General features: G+C 58.6%; 12 protein-coding genes and 3 pseudogenes. 9 read left to right on the top strand and 6 right to left on the bottom strand.

The window, feature by feature from the left end; genetic code table 11:
• Nucleotides 1-382 precede the first annotated feature (382 nt).
• A complete protein-coding gene (locus AC0NIH_RS32095; RefSeq protein ID WP_473469188.1) occupies nucleotides 383-1,135 on the top strand; it encodes a carbonic anhydrase in 753 nt (250 codons plus the stop codon).
• A gap of 333 nt (nucleotides 1,136-1,468) precedes the next feature.
• Here the strand turns inward: AC0NIH_RS32095 and AC0NIH_RS32090 are convergent, their stop codons facing one another.
• The 4 genes from AC0NIH_RS32090 to nolL form a co-directional block, all read right to left on the bottom strand.
• On the bottom strand, nucleotides 1,469-1,933 hold the full coding sequence (locus tag AC0NIH_RS32090; RefSeq protein WP_473469190.1) for a Ros/MucR family transcriptional regulator: 465 nt from the start codon (nucleotides 1,931-1,933) through the stop codon (nucleotides 1,469-1,471).
• A gap of 184 nt (nucleotides 1,934-2,117) precedes the next feature.
• Complete coding sequence (locus tag AC0NIH_RS32085; RefSeq protein WP_474025119.1) at nucleotides 2,118-3,305, bottom strand: IS481 family transposase; 1,188 nt, start codon at nucleotides 3,303-3,305, stop codon at nucleotides 2,118-2,120.
• A 781-nt stretch (nucleotides 3,306-4,086) separates the two neighbouring features.
• A complete protein-coding gene (nifA, locus tag AC0NIH_RS32080) occupies nucleotides 4,087-5,826 on the bottom strand; it encodes a nif-specific transcriptional activator NifA (RefSeq protein ID WP_473467551.1) in 1,740 nt (579 codons plus the stop codon).
• A 797-nt stretch (nucleotides 5,827-6,623) separates the two neighbouring features.
• Nucleotides 6,624-7,748, bottom strand: a complete 1,125-nt coding sequence (gene nolL, locus AC0NIH_RS32075) for a nodulation factor fucose acetyltransferase NolL (RefSeq protein WP_473467659.1) — start codon at nucleotides 7,746-7,748, stop codon at nucleotides 6,624-6,626.
• Between the two features lie 307 nt (nucleotides 7,749-8,055).
• Here nolL and AC0NIH_RS32070 point away from each other — a divergent pair, with 307 nt between their 5' ends.
• Complete coding sequence (locus AC0NIH_RS32070) at nucleotides 8,056-8,997, top strand: LysR family transcriptional regulator (RefSeq protein WP_473467553.1); 942 nt, start codon at nucleotides 8,056-8,058, stop codon at nucleotides 8,995-8,997.
• 270 nt (nucleotides 8,998-9,267) lie between these two features.
• Nucleotides 9,268-9,857, top strand: a pseudogene (locus tag AC0NIH_RS32065) (transposase family protein); the annotation flags it as partial.
• A 226-nt stretch (nucleotides 9,858-10,083) separates the two neighbouring features.
• Here AC0NIH_RS32065 and AC0NIH_RS32060 read toward each other — a convergent pair.
• Nucleotides 10,084-11,371: pseudogene (locus AC0NIH_RS32060) on the bottom strand (IS110 family RNA-guided transposase).
• 235 nt (nucleotides 11,372-11,606) lie between these two features.
• Here AC0NIH_RS32060 and AC0NIH_RS32055 point away from each other — a divergent pair.
• From AC0NIH_RS32055 to AC0NIH_RS32045, 3 genes and pseudogenes are all read left to right on the top strand, one after another.
• A pseudogene (locus AC0NIH_RS32055) lies at nucleotides 11,607-11,942 on the top strand (integrase core domain-containing protein); the annotation flags it as partial.
• Nucleotides 11,943-13,018: 1,076 nt separating this feature from the next.
• Nucleotides 13,019-14,884: an ATP-binding protein gene (locus AC0NIH_RS32050; RefSeq protein WP_473467555.1), complete on the top strand. Its 1,866-nt coding sequence runs from the start codon at nucleotides 13,019-13,021 to the stop codon at nucleotides 14,882-14,884.
• Nucleotides 14,881-16,275: a sigma-54-dependent transcriptional regulator gene (locus tag AC0NIH_RS32045; RefSeq protein ID WP_473467558.1), complete on the top strand. Its 1,395-nt coding sequence runs from the start codon at nucleotides 14,881-14,883 to the stop codon at nucleotides 16,273-16,275. Before AC0NIH_RS32050 ends, AC0NIH_RS32045 begins: the two co-directional genes overlap by 4 nt.
• 877 nt (nucleotides 16,276-17,152) lie before the next feature.
• On the opposite strand, the gene AC0NIH_RS32040 is transcribed toward AC0NIH_RS32045, so the two are convergent.
• Nucleotides 17,153-18,091, bottom strand: coding sequence for a LysR family transcriptional regulator (locus tag AC0NIH_RS32040; RefSeq protein WP_473467560.1), 939 nt, complete (start codon nucleotides 18,089-18,091; stop codon nucleotides 17,153-17,155).
• A gap of 145 nt (nucleotides 18,092-18,236) precedes the next feature.
• On the opposite strand from AC0NIH_RS32040, the gene AC0NIH_RS32035 reads away from it, so the two are divergent.
• From AC0NIH_RS32035 to AC0NIH_RS32025, 3 genes are all read left to right on the top strand, one after another.
• Nucleotides 18,237-18,824 (top strand): NodA family N-acyltransferase, encoded by a 588-nt coding sequence (locus AC0NIH_RS32035; RefSeq protein WP_473467661.1) that lies wholly within the window; start codon nucleotides 18,237-18,239, stop codon nucleotides 18,822-18,824.
• 247 nt (nucleotides 18,825-19,071) lie between these two features.
• Entirely contained in the window at nucleotides 19,072-19,347 is a 276-nt protein-coding gene (locus tag AC0NIH_RS32030) for an acyl carrier protein (protein ID WP_473467561.1), read from the top strand.
• Nucleotides 19,348-20,556, top strand: coding sequence for a beta-ketoacyl-[acyl-carrier-protein] synthase family protein (locus tag AC0NIH_RS32025; protein ID WP_473467563.1), 1,209 nt, complete (start codon nucleotides 19,348-19,350; stop codon nucleotides 20,554-20,556).
• Nucleotides 20,557-21,199 lie beyond the last annotated feature (643 nt).

The following is a 21,199-nucleotide window of genomic DNA, read 5'->3' as shown; positions in this document are numbered from 1 at the left end:
CAATCAACGCAGAACGGGCGAGCACATTTCGGAGCGACATCGTCTGCGTCACGCCGCATCAGTTCGGCCAGCAAAATTCGCTCTGGCAGGGGGAGAACATGCCGGAAAAGGCAGATTGGTTGCTGCCAGAGTCCTCATAATTTCGAATGTAGCTCAAGCGAAACGCGTGCGGCCGTGCCGATCGCTGAAACGCCTACATGACGCGCTGCCTATCGGGCCACTCACCTGCATACGTTTTGAACGGCACCCGCCTTCTGCCGGAGCAGCCCGCGGCTTCGAGCCGCGCCCGCCCCATCGCTCGCGGCTGGTTTGGGCGCACAGGGCACGGAACAAGCTCGGGAATTTCGCCTACCCGCACCTCGCATTAAGGAATCAAATCAATATGGACCGTCGCAACCTGATGAAAGGGTTAGTCACCCTCGGCACATGCCCGATTTGCGCTCAAGCCGCGCGTGCGGCAAGCATTCATTGGGGATACGCGGGTCCGAAAGGACCGGAGCACTGGGGTGAACAGGACAAGAAAAATTTCGTCTGTTCCGCGGGCGCGCAGCAATCACCGGTCGATATCAAGAGTCCGATCAGGGCGGACATTCCGCAGATTGGCATCGCTTGGCACAGGGGTGGTGGCAGGATGGTGAACAACGGCCACACCATTCAAGTGAATATGCCACAAGGCAGCACGTTGACCCGTGGGGATCGTGTGTACGAACTGATACAGTTTCATTTTCATGCGCCGAGCGAACACCACGTGGCGGGCAAGAAGTTTCCCATGGAAGTGCACTTCGTCCACAAAGACGCAGGCGGCGAGACTTTGGCTGTGCTCGGCGTCTTTCTGGCGCCAGGCGCGACAAACGCTAGCTTTGCTGGCTTTGCCGCAGCCTTTCCCAGGCGCCCAAGCGAGGAGACGGGCGTGGAGGACGTCGATCCCAATGGACTTCTGCCTCCCTCTCTTGCGTACTGGAGCTATGAAGGATCTTTGACAACCCCGCCCTGCACGGAAAACGTTGATTGGATGGTGGCCATGGAGCCGGTCGAGGTCGACCCAGCAGATATACAGCGTTTTACCGAACTCTACCCGTTGAACGCCAGGCCCATACGTTCACCCAATCGTCGCTTCATCCTAGGCTTCGGCTGAGGTCCAGCGACGTCCCGACTGAGCCGGCGCAAATCCGCAGGGAGCCTGCGGCCCACTGGAACCAATTGATTGTTGCGGGGCAGCAGGCCAAGCCTAAAATTCAGCGCCGTCGGGCCTACGTCAAGGCACTCTTGCCAATGTCGGGTTGATCTCATGGGCAGCACCAGATCAAACGTGCCACCATTTCCCATTCTGGATCGCACCCGAAAAGGCCGACAAATCGGCTGTATGTCCCATCCGATCTGGCATGTCAAAAACACGAACAGGACGGAAACGAATTTCCATCCTTTCCGATAAGGCTATGGCAGCTGCAGACGTGTCTAGGTCAATGACTCAAGCGCTGGCCTTCTTGCGGGATCGCTTCGACGGCGCCGGTGTTGCGGGCTCCGTCGGTTTGCGGCCAAGCCCCATCGTCTTGGCCAAGGCCGATCGCGCCGCTGCGTAGTTCGGTGCGACCATAGGATAATCCGCCGGCAGACCCCACTTGGATCGGTATTCATCCGGAGTCAGCCCATAATGAGTCCACAGATGGCGTTTTAGCGATTTGAATTTCTTTCCGTCCTCAAGGGAGACGATGTAGTCCGGTGTCACCGACTTCCTGATCGGAACGGCAGGTTTTGTGGCGACAGATTCCTCTTCGGCGGTGCTTCCGGCGGTGCCTTTAAGGGCCGTATGCACCTGACTAATCAGGGTAGAGAGATCCCCCACGGGAACTGGATTGTTGGAGACATAGGCGGAGACGACCTCGGCGGTGAGCTCAATAAGCTCGTCGATGTTATTCTTAGTTTCTTCTATCATAAGAAATCTCCGGGCGCCCTGACACAAAGTCGGCGAAGGGTCGCTTCATAATACTGGTTGCCGCCGAAAGCAACAAAGTGTGCATGGGCTTGTCGCGATGCTGGTCCAGCGTCGCAGTCTACGGTGCGAATCCAGGCATTGTGACGTTGATCCACTGGTCCGTTCCGGACACATAGGTTACGGTTTATACCGGAGACATGGGTAACACTTTTGGCCCGAAAGGGTTTTGGAGTGGTTCGAGCCTGCATGTCTCATCGTCGAAATATCCCAAATCATAGTCCATGAAGGTAGCCAGCCAGATATGGTCCTCGACCTGTTTGATGCCGACGGTCTGGCCGGCGAAGACGAGACTGAGATTGATCTTCTTGCGATTGTAGCAGATGCGGCCGCAGGTGGTGACGGTGACAGCCTTGTCGTGAAACGGATAGTCGAGGTCCGGCAGGCCGGTGTAGGGGCGCGTTGAGGGCGTGTAGCGCTCTGCCGGACGGTCCATGCCGAGTGCCTGATGCGGGCGTTCTGAGTTGAACTCGTCGATGAAGTCATCGAACCTGGCCTGCTGCTGAAGGAAATTGGCGCCTGCCGGTTTGGTGGCTTCCCTCTTCAGGGTGAGGTGCATGCGTTCATGGCGCCCGTTCTGCTGCGGGCAGCCCGGCTTGATGCGCTCGATGTCGATGCCCAGGCGCAGCCACCAGACCGACAGCTTGCTGAGGTTGAACAGCGCGTTGGGGCTGGCGAAGGGAACGCCATTGTCGGTCCTGATCGCGCTGGGCAGGCCGAACTCTTTGAAAACGCTTTCGAACACGGTGAAGGCAAAGGCTTCCTTGGTGGTCGACAGCGCCTCGCAGGCGATGAGATAGCGGCTGGCGAAGTCGGTGATGGTCAGGGGATAGCAATAACGTCGGTCGGCGAGCATGAACTCGCCCTTGTAGTCGGCACACCAAAGATCGTTGGGTCGATAGCCGTTTGAAAGCGGTGTCCCCGTCGCCCTGTTGCGCCTTCGCTTGCGGTGCTCGACCATGCCGTGCCGGTCGAGCACCGCATGCACTGTCGAGATCGCGGGCCGGTGCACATCGGGATACAGCCGGGCCAGCCGCTCGCGTATCTTCGGCGCCCCCCATGTCGGCTTATCTTGCTTCAGGCGCACAATCAGCTTCTCGATTTGAAACGGAAGCTGATTGGCGTGGCGATAGGGCCGGCGCGATCGATCCGTCAGCCCTTCAAGGCCGCTGTCATTGTAGCGCGTGAGGATCTTGTAGCCGGTCTTGCGCGAGATATCGAACTCCCGGCAAAGCACCGCCATCTTCTCGCCGTCCAGCAACCGGGCGACGAACTTCAGCCGCTCTTCCATGACGTTACACTCCTTCCAAGGCACCTTGCTCTCCTTGCAAAGGGCCCAAAGTGTAACCCATCTATCCGGAATGAACTGTCACCCATCTCTCGGGAAGGGCAACTCGATCTTAGCGGCGCTGTGCTGCCGCTGCACGGCTTACAAAGCAGATCCTCCACGCAGATGCCGACCTTCAGGCGCTATCCAATTCGGAAAGCCAATGTCAAACGCTCGATACGGTATGCGAGGGCTGACTGGGCTCAAGAATGGTGGGGCGCTGGCAAGCTGAACGGCTCGCCCGCCATCGCGCGCGGGGCCGGCTGGAAAGTCCGCCAGTCGCAGCAATTATCAATTAGGCGGCCCCCAAATTATGCGATTGTGCGGTAATTATCAGAGTGCGTTCTACATATTCGCCACAAAGTATCGCCATACGATCGCCCCGGGGCAGGGGAGGTCCGGTAGAGTCGCTTCCGGCAGTCATGTAATCATTGGCACTCGGCTCTCTGAGGGCCGCTTGCCTCAGGCTGATGTTGTCGCCGCGGGACCGAGGTACTGACAGTTGGTCGCCGCAGCAGGTTGCTATTCGGCAGAAGGATCCGAAAGATCATTCGGTTTTCATGGCTGGGCCGGGCATCCGCGTTGAGCCCATGGACGATCGTAAGCGATCGGGCCACATCTGTTAGGCTCCGATTACCTTAGGAGCGCCGACGGTCGGAGGTTCGGGAAGCTCTCCTCGATCAGCTGGACGCCGATGCCGTGTCCGCGTGAAGGCGTCCGGCCAAGGCGCGGTCATCAACAACGCTGTTGTGTTTAGATATTCGTCCTTTCACAGACGCTTAATCTGGATCTCGTATTTCCTGAGAACGTAGCCAATCTGCCGCGGTGTCAATCCGAGCAGACGCGCTGCCTTTGCCTGCACCCAGCCGGATCTTTCCATGGCTTCAATGACACGGTCGACATCGGTCAGCCTAGTACCATTGACGTAAGGTGCGCCAGTAGGAAACAACGGTGCCTGCTCGCCGAGCCCAGACGGGAGTGCTGCGGCCGACGTGGTTGCCACAGGGGGTAGCCCAGGCGGCTGCGCGATCTTACCCGGTCCAATCTTCCACAGCGCGGCGGCACAGCACTTCCCGTAGCAGGCAAGATCACACCTGCCGATTGATGGGCCCGCCGCCAAGACGGCCGCCCGCTGAACGCAATTTTCGAGCTCTCTGATGTTGCCCGGAAAATCACAGTTCGTTAGGACGTCAATGGCACCCTGATCGAACGTCAACGCGCGACCGTTCTCTTCATTGAAATTCCTGAGAAACTGAGCGGCGAGCAGTGGAATATCACTGCGCCGTTCGCGCAACGCCGGGACCAGCAACGGGATCACGCTAAGGCGATAGTAAAGGTCAGCTCGGAACTCGTTTCTTACGACCGCCTCTTCTAAGTTCTTGTTGGTGGCAGCAATCACGCGCACATCGACCTTGAGTGTCTGGTTACTGCCGACGCGTTCGAATTCCTGCTCCTGCAGAACGCGCAGCAGTTTTGCCTGAAACGAGGCCGAGATCTCGCCGATCTCGTCCAAAAACAACGTTCCCTTGTCGGCGAGCTCAAAGCGTCCCTTGCGTGAGTTGAACGCGCTAGTGAAGGCACCTTTCTCATGTCCGAACAATTCGGATTCCAGAACTGTTTCAGGCAGCGCAGCGCAATTGAGTTTGATGAAAGGCCGCTTGGCGCGAGGCGACAGCTCGTGAAGCGCCTTGGCAACCAGCTCCTTCCCAGTACCCGATTCGCCTCGCAGCAGAACCGTCGTCTTCGTCTGGGCTACAACGGCGACCTTCTCAAGGAGGGAGTGGAAGGCTGGACTCTCGCCAACCATCCCCTTGACGACAATCTTTTTAGGCTCCCGCCCAGCCCGCCTTTGCAGCCCCTCCCTCTCTGACATCGGTGGCTTGTCGTCGCCTGCTGGCAAGCGATGTGACTTGACTATTTGTCCCACCAAGATGGCAGCGAGAGTGAGCAGTTCGACCTCGAAATCGAGTGCACACCTTGACATAGGGACGAGCATTCGGTCGAGGGTCAAGGTCCCGACCACGTTTGCATCGACGCGAATGGGAACGCCGATGAACGACACTCTTGCGGAGTCAGAAGCTCCGAGAACTTGCAGGTCGGCGGCACTGAACGCCGAATCCGCAGCTGCGTTTTCGGCTACGAGCGGGGTCCCTGTCGCCACGATCTGGTCGATTGCATGCCGCGGCAGGCGCTTCCGATAGCGCTCATCGCTGCTCTCGTCCCAGTCGCTGCCTACGGCGATGTCAAGTGCGCCGTCAGCGTCGAAGAGTGAGATGATGCCGTTGCGCATTGGCAATAAAGAGCCCAGGTGAGCGACAATTTTGGTGAATGCGACTTCTAGGCGATAAGAGGCGCTGACAACTTTGGATATCTCTAAGATGCCGCTAAGCGCGCGTTCGTGAGGCGGAACAGTAGAGAGCGCGCCTTCCGCCTCGGACTTGACAGGTGATGCGCCGTATGTTTTGGTCTGTTTGATGTTTCGGCCCAGCTTGCCAATGTTGTGGTGCATGTCATCCTCGATCCCGCGCCTAATTTAAATCCCGGCACGGCGTACCTGCGGTGTCTCAGAGAAGTGCGACAACCTCTGACTTAAAGTTGGAGCGGCGTATGGTCTAATGCCAAGCGGGCTGCTTGGCGAATGTCTTGGCTTCCCCCTCAACCGATCGATGGTTTTAGTCCTCTGCCCAAGCGCAGGGCAAGCCGGATTGAACAAATCGGAACAGGGGGGGGTAGTCAATCGAGGCAACCTTCCATCTATGAAAGGAAACTCGGCACCGCAGATGGTATTCCACCATTTTTCTGCGCCGGATGGCTTTCCAGGTCAAGCAATACCCCCTTCTAGGCGGCCGGCGCCGGCCCTCCGATCTAATCCGGCTTGAAGTTCGTTCTGCCCATCAGAGGACCAAGACAAACGAAGCCGTTCTCCGAGAGCCGATCATTGGAGTTCTGAAGTTAGCGCTTCGTCGGTGGGAACGAAGTTTGTCGACCGCATCGCGCAGATTAGGGCGAGGACCTCCTTGCCTCGCCTCGGACGGCGGGCCGGGATGGATATTGTGAACTCCTTGCGTCAGGCTGGCATGCTTGAAGCAATGACCCGATCCGATTCGCAAGGAGGAGCCGGCCGCCCGCCGTCCCTTACCCGGCGTGCGGCGCAGTCACCTCAGCGAACACTAGCTCACGCAGGCCGCTCCCGAACAGAACAGCGCTGCGGAACCGATGAGTTGTCTGATCGCAGAGTGTTAAACTCGGAAGTGTACCGTATTCACGCGTCAGGATATTTCTGTGAAGCTCGCAGGCTGTCCATGATCAGCGGCGTCGTCCGGGACTCGCTGTAATGAGCGACTGATCTGCCCGTGGCGCCGCTCCAACGATTGTCCGCGCCACGGACCCAAGGTCGTTCGCTGCGCTCCTAACCACAACCGCCGTCACAACCGTGACCGCGCCGAGCACGCCCGCGACCGCGATTCGGTTCGTGATACCCCAAAGCTGCCCGAATAATACCCAGTCCATGATGCGGAAAACGGCACCCTGCACTAGGTAAAGCAGAAGCGTGCCCTGACCAATTTCAACGGCCAAAAACCGAGCCATTCGAGATGAGCCAGTACGCCTCCATATCTCCAAGATAGCCGCCAGCGCCAGTGCGGAAGCTGCCGCGGATCCGGTAAACATGACAAGAACTTTTTTTGCTGAAGCCAAGTCATAGATCGAAACTGCATTATTGTATGCGTAAGTCTCCCGATCCCAAGCGATAAAGCACAACAACGTGACAATGCCGGTTAGAATTGTCCAGATGTGGTACTGTTCCGTCACGGCATGGCGCACCGAATCACCTTTCCATGCGAACAGAAATCCCACGCAGAAGAACGGATAAGTGTACCTCACCAGGGGGGCTATGGACGATGTGATTGGCAGCAACGCAAATATAAAGGCGGACCCTACAACGAGCCACGGCGAGAAACGGCCGAATGACATAAAGCCCTTGACGAGGGCAAAGGAAATAAATGCGGCCCATATGAACCAGTAGGTCCCAATGATTTCTTGCGACAAGAAGCCGATTAGGCCACCAGCCGCACTGCGCGAATTATGATTGGCGACGAGCCGAATTAGTACCACTACGCCACACCAAAATACCATCGGCGGCAACAATTGCATTGCACGGCTGACCACACCTCCGAAGAAAGGCTTCCGTAATATTGAGCTAGACGCTAAATATCCACTTATGGCCATGAACAACGGCATGTGAAACATATATATAGCTTTAAAGTATGGGACGTCCCAGAAGTGTGCATCGCCTCTATACACGATGCTTTGCAGAAGGTGGCCAACAATAACGAGAGCGATTAACACAAATTTTGCGAAATCGAGGAAATGATCCCGGACGTTTCCATGGTACGATAGACGTTTAGCTGGTTGGGTTTCTCGATGGGGCAAATCAGAACTCCAAATAATCACCGAGCGGCTCAGTTCCACGGGATACAAGAGACAGTACTGTTGTATATGTGCGCCAGCCTGTGTAGCCATTTGTCAAGGCAATACCATGGTAATAGTCTGTTGTCGCAAAAATTTGCATGAAAACACTACTGCAGTGCCGCGCCAAATCCAAATTCAGCATGGTCAAGACACGCGGACACCAGAGTACGGTGCTGCATCTGGACCTCCTCCCTGTGTAACGTTTCGCAAAGTCTGTAAAATCGATTGTGTCAATGACAGGCATTCAGGTTGCGGATATATACGACCCATGCGTTTCAAAGGCCTTGATCTGAACCTTCTCGTCGTGCTCGACGCACTGCTGACTGAGCGAAACCTCACAGTGGCGGCAACTCGCATCAATCTGAGTCAGCCGGCTATGAGCGCGGCAGTCGCCCGGCTTCGCCATTTTTTTAACGATGAACTGTTTGCGATGAGCGGCCGCGAACGGGTACTGACACCACGCGCGGAAACACTCGCCCCTGCCGTTCGGGATGCACTTCTGCACATCCAGTGCTCAATCATTTCTTGGGATCCGTTCACCCCCGCTCAATCCGATCGCTGCTTCAGGATCATTCTTTCCGATTTCGTCACGCTCGTGTTTTTGGAAAAGGTAGTGGAGCGTGTTGCACGTGAGGCACCCGCCATCAGCTTCGAGGTATCCCCACTGGAGGATGACCCTAACGAGCTACTCCGCCGTGGTGACGTCGACTTTCTTATCATTCCGGAATTGTTCATGTCGGAGGCTCATCCAAGAGCAGCCTTGTTCGAGGACACACTCGTGTGCGTGGGCTGCCCGACCAACAAGAAACTGCCGAGGCAGCTTACATTCGAGAGATACATGTCAATGAGACACGTTGCGGTCACGTTTGGCCGGACGTTCAAACCCTCGATTGAAGAACGGTTTCTCGTTGAGCATGGCCTAAAGAGACGTGTCGAGGTGGCTGTGCAGGGGTTTAGCATAATTCCGCCGATGGTCTCGGGCACCCCTAGAATAGGGACAATACCCTTTCGGCTGGTCGAGCATTTCAAAAAAAACTTCCCCTTGCGCATCGTAGAACTCCCGCTGCCGCTGCCCGTGTTCACCGAGGCCGTTCAATGGCCGTCACTTCACAATAGTGATCCGGCAAGTATTTGGATGAGACAGACATTGTTAGAAGAGGCCTCCCGGATGTCTCCCTGTGAGCCCTTAAGACGTCGCAGGCGCTTATAGACTGCTCGCAGGTGAGCCAGTGAGTCACGCTGACCGCAGCCATGACTATTCTCGATTCGGATCTGTCTATGCCTCATCATGGGCAATGGTGGGAGAGCCAGTCGAGCGGCCTTTCGGGTCCAATACAAAGAGTGGAGTAGTCGTTAGATGACATCATGAGACGTACGATTTCTTTATCGCAAAATCTTGATCGTGCCCGAAGAAATGATCTAAATGTTTGATCCCAGGCTTTGATGGTTCATCATTGTCGTCCGAATCAAAGGATGCGCTATGGGCCAGATTCTGCATGGGAGCGCCACAACGACAGAGGCGATCCGTCGAGCGATACAGCATAGTCAAGCGAGCCTGAGGACGCTTTCGAAGCGCTACGGCATCAATCCTAAGACGGTCGCTAAGTGGAAGAAGCGGAGTTCGACCGCCGATCTACCCACCGGCCCCAGGGAGCCGAGATCGACGGTTCTGTCTGTCGAGGAAGAGGCTGTCGTTGTGGCCTTCCGCCGGCACACGCTGCTGCCGCTCGATGATTGCCTCTACGCATTGCAGCCGACAATCCCGCATCTGACACGTTCTTCATTGCACCGCTGGCTGCAGCGCCACGGCATCGGCCGATTGCCGATGTCGACGGCGACAGGCCGGCGAAGAAGAAGTTCAAGGCCTATCCGATCGGCTTCTTCCACATTGATATCGCGGAGGTCCGAACCGAGCAGGGCAAGCTACACATGTTCGTCGCCATCGACCGGACCTCGAAATTTGCCTTGGTCGAACTGCACGAGAAGGCTCCGACAGCCATTTCCAAAGAGTTTCTGCTACGCCTGATCGCGGCCGTCCCCTACAGGATCCACACCGTTCTCACCGACAACGTCCTAAGCGCGGAAGGAAATGGGGCAGACAGTCCAAGTCTCTCTGTTCGCCAGCATGCTCTCGCCGCGTGACGCTCGTCAAGTTGGGTGATCGAACCAAGCGGCTTCCACTTATGAGGGAAAAGGTCTCGTCCATAGCAAACACAGGGTACGCGCAATGGCGGCCCTCACCGTCCTCAACACGAGCTTCTGATCCAGGTGGAAGACCCGAACATTATCTACAGGGTCATCGAAGCGATGCCCTCACGGCCCTAGCTGACAGAGGTCCTTCCACCTGGCACCCGCCCTTCGACGAAGGGCCGGTAGTCGGAACCACCTTTGACGACAGCGTGCACGACGCGGGCCATCTTGGCAGTAATTGCGGTCATCGCCTTGCGGCGCAGATCGGGATTGTCGCGATCCCTCGCGATGTAGCGTTCGAACTTGTGTCGAAAGCCATTCTCACGCTGACGGATGGCGACTTGTCCGGCGATCCACAGGGTTCGGCGCAGCCGAGCATTGCCGAATTTGGAAAGGCGGGTCTGGCCGCGATATTGGCCTGACTGCTGGGTTGAGAGATCCAGCCCGCAGAATTTGAGAAACTGGCGGTGATGATGGAAGCGGCGCAAATCTCCGGCTTCGGCAATGATCGTCAACGCGTTGATCGGCCCGATGCCCGGGATCTGTCGCAGGAGCTGGTAATCCTGGCTGTGCCGCAGCAGTTCGTCCGCCTGCGTTTCGATCTCATTGCGTTGCCGGATCAGGCTGCGTGCTTCGGCAATGACCATCCGGAACATACAAATGGCAGGGGCATCAAGCGGCAACGGCAATCCGATCGATGTGCGTGCCGTCTCGTAAATATCCATCAGAATCTGCGCCTTGCTGACCTTGCGGCCGACGACATCCCACGCGGCTGTCACAAACTCTTCCTTCGTCAGCGTCGTGATACTTGCCGGTGTCGGAAAGGCATCGAGGAAAGCGAAGAACCAATCGCTGCGGCTGTTTCCCCGGAAGCGATCGATCTCGGGGAAATATAGCGGCAGATAATGCGTCAGGATGCGGTGCTGTATCTCGGTCTTGGCCCTTGCGATCGCTTCATGGGTCTTCGACAGCTCCTGCACATCGTTGATGCCGGCGCGCAGTGGATCATGGTAGCGCTGGGTCGCCTGGATCTTGAGCATGTGCAGCATCACCTGCGCATCCTTGGGATCGTTCTTGTCCCAGCTGTTGTGCAAAGCCTCACGGGTTCGGGCGAGTGCCAGCGACGACACCAGCCGCACCTCGAAACCGGCTTCAGCCAAGCGCCATGCAATGGGCCGGTGATAGTTCCCGGTCGCCTCGAATGCGCAGATCACGGGTCTGCCATAGGCCTGAAGGATCTCGATCAGCCGGTCATGCTCTGCGCGAGTGTTTAGGACCTGCAGCCGGCGGCGACGTTTATGGCTTGGGTCTTCGATCAGAACTTCATTGCGAACCTTGGCAATGTCGATGGCTACCAACACCGCATCGGCGGGTATAATATGTGCGCTGGTCATGGTCGGTCTCTCCGAATGGGTTGTGAACACTCACATTCTAGAGAAACCTTGACTGGCCATGGCCGCCTTCAGCGGTGCGCGCTTGCAGCGAAAAGCTGCGCGCACCGCTGTCTCGGCTGCCTCCGCTCATTCCTTCCGTAGGTGCTACGGCATCCAGTTCACCACGCCAGGAGCTGGCGGTTCGGCCGTTCCACTGATCAAGGAAGCGATCGCAAATGGCGAGATATTCCGAGCCCATGCCTTCGAACTCACCTGCGCCAGGAACGATATCGAACATCGAACCACAAAGCCAAAGCATCCTTGGACCAACGGCCAGGTCGAGCGCATGAACCGCACCATCAAGGACGCTACGGTCAAGCGGTTCCACTAGGACGATCACGACCAACTGCGTCGGCACCTTGCCGACTTCGTCGCAGCCTACAACTTCGGCCGCAGGCTGAAGACCCTCAAAGGTCTCACCCCCTACGAGTTCATCTGCAAGGCATGGGCTTCCCAGCCCGAGCGCTTCACTCTCAATCCGCTCCAGCAAATACCGGGACTAAACATCCTAGCTGGCTGCGTTTGTAGCTAGCTCTTCGGTATGGCCGGGCGGCGTGCCACGGGGCTAGGCAGGCTTATAAGGGGATCACGCTCCTCTTATGTCCACTCTGGTGCAGCGGCCATTATCGTTTGCTCAAGCAGCAGCCCGCAGACGAGGCGGAGGATGGCGTTGTCGTTCGGAAGATGCCGACCACGTCGGCTCCGCGGTTGATCTCGCCATTGAGACATTCGATCAGGTCCGTGCTGTGTGGCGCGAAAGTTCATCGTGTCGTCGTCATCATGGGTTCTTCGATTGGGTTGAGGCAGCAACGCGATCTTACCGGCGAACTGTCTCCTGCTACCTCTGGCGCTCGGTCCCTACAGCGCTATCTCCATGGGCGCTCGAGAGGTTCCCATTCACGTGCGGAGTTAGTGTGCTGAGAGTTCTGCAAATTCGCTGAGAGGGTCATGGCAGGCTGATGATTGTTCACGTCACCTATTCCCTGGAAGGAACGCCACCATGACCAAGATAAAAAGGTAAATCGACCAGCGCCGCCGTCAAAGACATTCCGCTTTCGAATACGGATGGACAGCCCGAAGTGAATCGGTGCGGTGATGCAGGAGGTGCTCGAGGCCGAGATAGACGAGGCTTTGGGTGCCTTGAAGGGCGAGCGCATAACGGCGCGGTAGCACTGATCCCGTACGAGCAAACTTGATCGTTGTCATATGCGGGTCGGGATTGCGGGCTCCTGGAGCCTTGGAAGGTGATGCGGAGGATCGCGCCGGCGCATTTGATCGACCGCCGCGTCAGTCTGTGCCTTCGGTTAATAGATTTGGACGGCGGGATCAAAGCTCGCCCGGTTTACACCGGCTTCTGCCAACGGTCGGGCCATTTCGGCCGTGAACGCGCGTGCGTCGATCTCAACGGCTAACGTCGCCTTTGTCTCAATCTATGTCAACCCGTTTAGGCTTTCTGACGGCTTTTTCGCCATTTCAGCGGCCAGCTAGGCAACATCACGCCGAGCCTGCCGCGTCGGCCTGGGTAGGATAACCTTCCAGCAGGATGTCGGGTGCGACAATCCGCATGGGTCTAATTGTGCTTTGTGCGGAATTGTGCACATATGCGGCATGCTGCAACTCCCTGCCGCCGTCCTTGCCTCGACGCCCGAACTGGTTGCCGGACGGGCGCGGCGCGCTTGGTTGCTGTTCACGGCAGTGGCGCTTCTGATCGTGTTCGCAGCGCTCTATGGCGCGGGCCTTTATGGCCGTTCGACGGAGATCGAAGCTTTAGCCACGCAAGGACGCGCCGACGCCAAACTCAAGGTGGCGCTATTGCGCGCGGTGTTGGAAAATCCGCGCGCGCTGCCGCTGCTCCTGTCGGAAGATCAGCAGGTCAACGACGCGCTAACCGAGCGCAGCCCCGCCTCGATCGACGTCTTGAATCGCAAGCTTCAAGGCCTGGTTTCAGGCACAAAGGCCTCGGTGCTCTTTGTCACCGGCACCGACGGTGTCGCGATCGCCTCCAGCAACTGGCGCGAGCCGGTGAGTTTTGTGGGCAAGGACTACGGCTTTCGCGCTTATTTCTCCGGAGCTATGCGATCGGGCACCGCCGAATATTTTGCGCTCGGAAATATCAGCAAGCATCCCGGGCTCTACATTTCGCGCCGCGTCGGGAGCGCGGTGGCACCGGTTGGCGTCGTTGTGGTCAAGATGGAGTTCGATCAGCTCGAGGCCGACTGGCACGAGGCCAATCGTCCGGCCTATGTCAGCGAAGAGCATGGCGTGGTGCTGATCACCAGTGTGCCGTCCTGGCGTTTCATGACGACGGCGCCGCTTGGCCGGCCGGCGCTTGCCGATATCCGCACCAGCCAGCAGTTCGGCGAGGCGCCGCTGGTGTCCTTGCCTCTCGCCCGTCCGCAGGCATTGAGCGCCGATGTCGCGCTTGTTCACGCGATTACGCCGGGTAGTGGCGATGCGGTATATCTAAGGGTGTCGACCGCCGTGCCCTCGACTCCGTGGCGGCTCGACTATCTCGTCCCGGCGGAGGCGCCTATCGCCTCGGCTCAGCTCGAAATGAGGCTCCTGGCGCTCGGCGTGCTCGTTCCGCTTCTTGCTTTAGCCGCCTATCTGCTGTGGCGCCGGCAGTCCGCCCAGATGCGGATCGCCGCCGAGCAGGCCGCGCGCGCCGAGCTTGCGCGCCGGGTCGTCGAACGCACGCAGGACCTCAGCCTTGCGCGTGACCGGCTGCAGGCCGAGATCGCCGACCATCGCAGCACCGAGGCGAAGCTGCAGGTCATGCAGCAGGAGCTGGTGCAGGCCAACCGCCTTGCGACGCTCGGTCAGGTCGCCGCCGGCGTCGCGCATGAGATCAATCAGCCAGTGGCGACGATCCGCGCCTATGCCGACAATGCGCGTGTTTTCCTGCAGCGCAAGCAGAACTCCTCAGCCGAGGAGAATCTCGGCGCGATCGCCGCGCTGACCGAGCGCATCGGCTCCATCACCGAAGAGCTGAAAGCCTTCGCCCGAAAGGGCCGCACAGCCGCTGGGCCGGTCGAGTTCCGCGGTGTGATCGAGGGCGCCGTCGTGCTGCTCAGGAGCCGCTTCGCCGGCCGGCTGGACGCGCTCGCAATCACGCTGCCGCCGCCGGCGCTGAAGGTGATGGGCAACCGGCTGCGGCTGGAGCAGGTGCTGATCAATCTGTTCCAGAATGCGCTGGAGGCGCTTGAGGGCCGCGACGACGCGCGGGTCGAAGTCTCCGCCACCGAAACCGCCGGAGACGTGTCGCTGATCGTTTCCGATAACGGTCCGGGCATCCCTCCGGCTATCTTGAAATCCCTGTTCACGCCTTTCAACACCTCGAAGGAAAAGGGCCTGGGACTTGGCCTCGTAATCTCCAAGGACATCGTCGCCGACTTTGGCGGGCGCATCGAGGTGGCGAGCAGCGAGAGCGGCACGCGCTTCACCATCCACCTGTCGAAAGCCGGCGCGGCATGACGAAGAACGATCCCGCACAGGTGATCCTGATCGATGACGACAGCGACCTGCTCAAGGCGACAAGGCAGACGCTTGAGCTCGCCGGCTTTGCCGTGTCGGCCTACTCGGTGGCAAAGGAAGCGCTGGCGGCGCTCGACAGGAATTGTGCCGGCGTCGTTGTGTCGGACATCCGCATGCCCGAGATAGACGGGCTGCAACTTTTCGACCGCGTGTTGCGGCTCGATCCGGACATTCCCGTCATCCTCGTCACGGGGCATGGCGACATCGCCATGGCGGTCAAGGCGATCAAGGACGGCGCCTACGACTTCATCACCAAGCCTTTTGCCGCCGACCGGCTGGCGCAGAGCGTCACCCGTGCCGCCGAAAAACGCCGGCTGGTGATGGAGAACCGCGCTTTGCGCGAGGCGGCCGAGCAGGCGCAGGAAGGGCTGCCGCTGATTGGCCAGACACCAGCCATGGAGCGGCTGCGCCGCACGCTGCGGCAGATCGCCGACACTGATGTCGACGTGCTGGTAACCGGTGAGACCGGCTCCGGCAAGGAGGTGGTGGCGAGCCTGCTGCATCGCTGGAGCCGGCGCGCCAAGAGCAATTTCGTGGCGCTGAATTGCGGCACGCTGCCGGACACGGTGATCGAAAGCGAATTGTTCGGCCACGAGGCCGGCGCCTTCACCGGCGCACACAAGAGGCGCATCGGCCGCATCGAGCATTCAAGCGGCGGCACGCTGTTCCTCGACGAGATCGAAAGCATGCCGGCTTCAACCCAGGTGCAGATGCTCAGGGTGCTGGAAATGCGCGAGGTGACGCCGCTCGGCACCAACGAAGTCCGCCCAGTGGATCTGCGCGTCGTCGCCGCCGCCAAGGTCGATCTCGGCGATCCTGGCCAGCGCGGCGCCTTTCGCGAGGATCTCTACTACCGGCTCAATGTAGTGACGATCTCGATCCCGCCGCTGCGTGAACGCCGTGACGACGTCGCCCCGCTGTTCTTCTACTTCGCCGAGCGCGCCGCCGCCCGTTTCCGCCGTCAAATGCCGGCCGTTCCGGCTTCGGTGCATCGCTATCTCAGCCAGCATGACTGGCCGGGCAATGTGCGCGAACTCGCACATTTCGCCGAGCGTTTCGTGCTCGGGCTGGAGGAAGTTGGTCAGGTGCCACCTTCCGCATCGGCGCAAACGGAAGACGCCGGTTCGCTGCCGGAACGGCTGGAGCGCTATGAGGCCGATGTAATCCGCGAGACACTTGGCCGCAATGATGGCGATGTCCGGCGCACGATCGAGGCACTCGGTATCCCGCGCAAGACCTTCTACGACAAGCTGCAGCGGCACGGCATCGTACGCAGCGATTTTTCCAAAGGGTTAAAGCCTATGGCGCCCGATGCAAATCCGGACCGTTAAGACTATCCAGACCACTGTCCCAATTGACCCGCCGCGACAGGTACTCGGCGCCTTACTCATCCGACCTCGAAGACTCGAGTGGGCTTTCCCACATGGATCAGTCGATGCGCCTGGACCAAAAAGCGCCACTGCTACGAGGCTTCGCGCGCACATACAGAACCTTAATCTTGCAAGGAATTACCACCTGGTGCAAGCCCTGAACTGTAGTCCAGCGCCAGGCAAAATTCCCCACCCCTGCGCGCTTCGTCAATCTCCGCCTCACGGACTTCCTGCATCCATTCGGACGAATTCGCGCTACCGGTCGAGCTTTGGAGCACATCTTTTGACGACGGCCTATTTATCTTCTGTCTTGGGCGCGATCACGTGACATTGAGCATCACCAACCGGTCATGATCGCGCTTTGTGGCTTTGCAGAAAACACGACCGTGATCCCGGGATGGGAACCACTCTGTGTTCCGCCTCGTGCACGAGCCATTCCACCACACCTTTGCCGGGAGGTGTTATTCTTTCTGACGGCCTGGAGCACATTTCTGTCGTGGGCGGTCTCAATCGCAGGCACTCGACCGCGCAATGGATTGTCGGGCCACAGATGTCAGCGCGTTCGCAGATGAACGTGAGTCGTCGGCATTGTGGATGCAGAACTGGCCAGAGAGGCGATCCGCGGTGCCGATCATCGCCCGTCCCCACGCGGAATCGCTTTCGTCGTGACCTTCCCACGAGAACTCGGCCTAGGAGCCGTCTCGCGCGCCGTAGCGGAGAAGTTGATCTCGCCGTCCGCCACGCCTTTGAACATCAGATGCGCTTCTTCAACGAAGTCCAGGAATCCATGTCTCAGATACCATTTCGACCGTTCGCCACTGGTCACCTCGTCTGGCAGCTAGGAGCGTCGACCGCCCGGTTTGTGCGGAGGGGCCATGAGAGAGGCTTCCTCCAACATTATTTCCCGCATCCAGATACTCGCTGGATCGCCACTGTGAACGGCCGGCCACTGGACGACCTCAGTGAATGCGGGAAGTGGCAGCGGAAGTTCGACGATCTGCAGAGGGAACCGTGTTTCGAAATGCTGGACCAGCCGGAAGGGCATCGTCGCTATGCGAGCTGTGCCTGATACCATTGGCGGGATCATGCTATAGGCCTGTACGAAGACCTCCACACGTCGCTTGAGACCATGCTCAAGCAAAAACCACTCCTCGAGGGAGGGCCTCAGCGTCCGCCCGACCCTGGCCGCGACGTGCTTCATCGACAGATATCGTTCGAATGAAAGCTGGGCCGGCAGCTGCTTGTTCGTAGGGCAGCCCACGCACACGAGCGTGTCATCGAACAGCGCCACTTTTGGGTGGGCACTCGACATTAACGATTCCGGAATGATTAGAAAATCGATGTCACCGCGCCGGAGAAGCTCATCGGGGGCATCGTCGAGAGGGAGCAATTCAAAGCTAACGGCGGGTGCTTCGCGTGAAACACGCTCTACGACCTTTTCCAGAAACACGAGCGTGACGAAATCGGAAAGAAAAATCCTGAATCGGCGCTCGGATTGAGCTGGGTTGAACGGATCCGAAGAAATGATTGAGCACTCGATGTGCAAGAGAGCCTCGCGGACTGCGGGGGCGAGTGCTTCCGCTCGCGGCGTTAGAGCACGTTCGCGGCCGCTCATCGTAAACAGTTCATCGTGGAAATAATGGCGCAATCGGGCGACGGCCGCACTCATGGCTGGCTGACTCAGATTAATGCGGTCTGCCGCTGCCGTGAGGTTGCGCTCGCTCAACAGTGCGTCAAGCACGACGAGAAGGTTTAGATCAAGACCTCTGAAACGCATATCTTCTAATATCCATGGAGTGAATGCGCTACATGCAAGAAATCAATTTTACCGATTTCCCAGAATCTCGCAATGGACGAGTCTGACGTGCACAGATCGCTTCTACCGCGTGAAGAGTGCCTTAATAAGAGCTCGAAAGAAGGAAATCTCTCAATTGCGCTGGAGGTTATGTTGGGAAAATGAGTTGGAGCTGGCCGACCATGTCGAACTCGCTGACTTTTTCCGAAACACGTATCAGCCGACCGGGTCCTCGAACGGAAAGCTATTCCAAGGCGCTCGTAGTTGGGCTCGGGCAAGGCCCGAACTGCGGGCAATCGGCTACGACTCCCAGGGGGTAGCGGCCCACATCGGATTGTTGCGCCGCTTCATCAGGATTGGTGAAGCCGATCTCCTGGTCGGCGAACTCGGACTGTACGGCGTGCGCCAGGATCTTGAGGGACTCGGTATCAGCTTTTCGTTGCGGGCCATGCACCCAGTACTGCGCCAACTTGACGTTCCATTCGCGTTCGGCACGGTTCGGCACGCGATGCGGAACCATTTTGACAGGCTCTGCCGAGGCGGCCTTGCGACCATAATGCCAGGGGTTCACGTACGTTCGACCCAGCCTGAAGTATATCTCGACCTGCCGCCCACGCGCGTTGAGGACGTCCTCGTCGTGGTCATGCCGATCTCACGGCCCATCAGCGAGTGGCCATCCGGAACCCTGATAGACCGGAATGGCCCGGAGCTATGAAATATCTCGACCACGTTAGCGAACTGCAGGCACCCTACGGTTATGGGACGGGCAGTCCGAGGTCTATTTGACGTCCCAAGCCTTTTTACACTTCGCAAATTCTCGATCTGCTGGTCCGCGTCGGCTGCTGTAGGGCTGTGCCCACTCGGCTGACCGGCGGCGATTCATCCGTATCTATCATCGTGTGGTTGCAAGGCGAGAGGTACTGGCCACCCGCTACGTCGAATGCAAGCTGGAAAGGAACAAAATGACAGATCAACTCACAGCCGAAATCATCGCGATGATCAAAAAACGGGCCGCATCGGAGGGGATCACGCCCACGCCAGGGGGCAAGGAGATGACGAGTGCCACGTTGCTGACTTCGCTTGGCCTTGATTCACTGGCAATGGCTGACATGCTCTGGGACTTAGAACAAGCCTACGGTATCAAAATCGAAATGAACACGGCCGATGCCTGGGCAGATCTACAGAGTGTGGGAGACGTGGTGAAAGCTGTCCGTGGCTTGCTGCCGGGGGAGGCTTGAATGGACGGCCGTGTCGTCATCACCGGAATGGGCGGACTGTGCGGACTGGGATCCGACGTTGCCGCCATTTGGACGGGAATGCGTGAAGGTCGCTCCGCCATCGGCCCGGTCCTAAAATCTGAGCTTCATGAACTGAAGGGGGTCATAGGCGCCGAAATAAAAGCGCTGCCGGAACACGACATCAACCCTAGGCAGCTCATATCCATGGACCGCTTCAGCCTGCTGGCCGTGTTAGCAGCGCGCGAAGCCATGAGACAGGCCGGACTTTCCTGCGAGGCAGGAAATGCCTTTCGCTTCGGGGCGGCAGTGGGAGTCGGCGTATGCGGATGGGATGCGATCGAGGAAAACTACCGCGCCTTCTTTCTGAGCAATGCGTCCCGCGCTGAAACATTAACAGCGGTAAAGGTAATGCCAAGCGCAGCTGCCGCCCATGTCAGCATGAGTCTCGGCCTGAAAGGGCCGGTCTTTGGCGTCACCTCAGCTTGTGCTTCCGCAAATCACGCGATTGCCTCCGCGGTGGATCAAATCAAGCTCGGTCGCGCCGACGTGATGCTTGCCGGCGGCGCGGAAGCGCCATTGATCTGGGGCGTCCTGAAGGGTTGGGAGGCGCTGCGCGTGCTTGCGTCGGACACCTGTCGGCCCTTCTCCGCCGACAGGAAAGGTCTGGTGCTGGGAGAGGGTGCGGGCATAGCCGTTCTGGAACGCTATGAGCACGCGAGGGCGCGCGGTGCGACCATACTCGCCGAGATCGTCGGTATCGGCCTTTCTGCCGACGCCTTCCACATCGCTGCGCCATCTGTAGAAGGACCTGAGATGGCGATGCGCGCCTGCCTTGCCGATGCCAAACTGAACGCCGAGGACGTCGACTACCTCAACGCGCATGGCACCGGGACCAATGCAAACGACCTCGTCGAGACGGCGGCGATCAAGCGCGTCTTCGGCGAGCATGCACGTACGCTCTCCATTTCCTCGACCAAGTCCATGCACGGGCATTGCCTCGGCGCAGCGAGCGCGATTGAAATGATCGCTTGTGTGATGGCGATCTGCGAGAGTGTCGTGCCGCCGACGGCGAATTATCGCGAGCCAGATCCTGATTGCGATCTCGACATCACCCCCAACGTGGCACGCGAGCGCAAGGTGCGCACGGCTCTCAGCAACGCCTTCGCAATGGGAGGCACGAACGCAGTTCTGGCGTTCGGGCAGATATAGTCATGAGACAGTTGGTTCACCTGATGAGCGGTCGGCAGCCTCACTCATCCTGGCGAGCGCGTGCCGTTCACTTCTGCGGGATGTGAAGCAGCCACTGTGGGTCCGATCATCCCATTGGACTCATCGGAGCCAGCCGTCGTAAACCTGCCGTTATGGGCCATCCCTGAGGTATCTAGGCTAACTCGAATGAGCAAACCGAATGGTTGCTCTACCGTCGGCCCGCACGCTTTATCTGGGATCTGAGAGTGGTCGATTCAACAGTCTCAAGGGCATCGGCATAGCTGGAGTATCGAGCAAACTTGGGCTACTGCGAGGCGGCGTTGCGGGCGGTTCAGCTGCTCCGACGGTGAGCTGGATAGCGGGCATGAGCATGGCCGGACACCCACTTGGCTAGCCAGCCCAGACCCGTCCCGGCTCCCCTGTTGATCTGCTCTTCAGTCGTGATTTCCGGGGACCATGCCCTTTTTCGATGCTGGACCACATAAATCGCTCTAAACTGGCTGTTTGCAGCAAGCCAGACCGCCAGTATGTGACTTGCAACGCAAGGAGTTCCTAATATTCGGCGGCGCGGTCGCGCTCGGCGTGGGCCTCGCCCTATCCTAGCGCCCTGCTACATAATGATCGGCCCGTGGGCAGCTCCCAT

This window comes from Mesorhizobium sp. WSM1386, assembly GCF_055901595.1.
The sequence above is the reverse complement of the archived record's forward strand: the minus strand, read 5'-3'. Positions and strand labels throughout refer to the sequence as shown.

What these genes read in the sequence shown, in the direction of transcription:
- AC0NIH_RS32095 (WP_473469188.1), top strand. Translation starts at nt 383, where the DNA reads ATGGACCGTCGCAACCTGATGAAAGGGTTAGTCACCCTCGGCACATGC.
- AC0NIH_RS32090 (WP_473469190.1), bottom strand. Translation starts at nt 1,933, where the DNA reads ATGATAGAAGAAACTAAGAATAACATCGACGAGCTTATTGAGCTCACC.
- nifA (WP_473467551.1), bottom strand. Translation starts at nt 5,826, where the DNA reads ATGCACCACAACATTGGCAAGCTGGGCCGAAACATCAAACAGACCAAA.
- AC0NIH_RS32070 (WP_473467553.1), top strand. Translation starts at nt 8,056, where the DNA reads ATGCGTTTCAAAGGCCTTGATCTGAACCTTCTCGTCGTGCTCGACGCA.
- AC0NIH_RS32050 (WP_473467555.1), top strand. Translation starts at nt 13,019, where the DNA reads ATGCTGCAACTCCCTGCCGCCGTCCTTGCCTCGACGCCCGAACTGGTT.
- AC0NIH_RS32045 (WP_473467558.1), top strand. Translation starts at nt 14,881, where the DNA reads ATGACGAAGAACGATCCCGCACAGGTGATCCTGATCGATGACGACAGC.
- AC0NIH_RS32040 (WP_473467560.1), bottom strand. Translation starts at nt 18,091, where the DNA reads ATGCGTTTCAGAGGTCTTGATCTAAACCTTCTCGTCGTGCTTGACGCA.
- AC0NIH_RS32030 (WP_473467561.1), top strand. Translation starts at nt 19,072, where the DNA reads ATGACAGATCAACTCACAGCCGAAATCATCGCGATGATCAAAAAACGG.
- AC0NIH_RS32025 (WP_473467563.1), top strand. Translation starts at nt 19,348, where the DNA reads ATGGACGGCCGTGTCGTCATCACCGGAATGGGCGGACTGTGCGGACTG.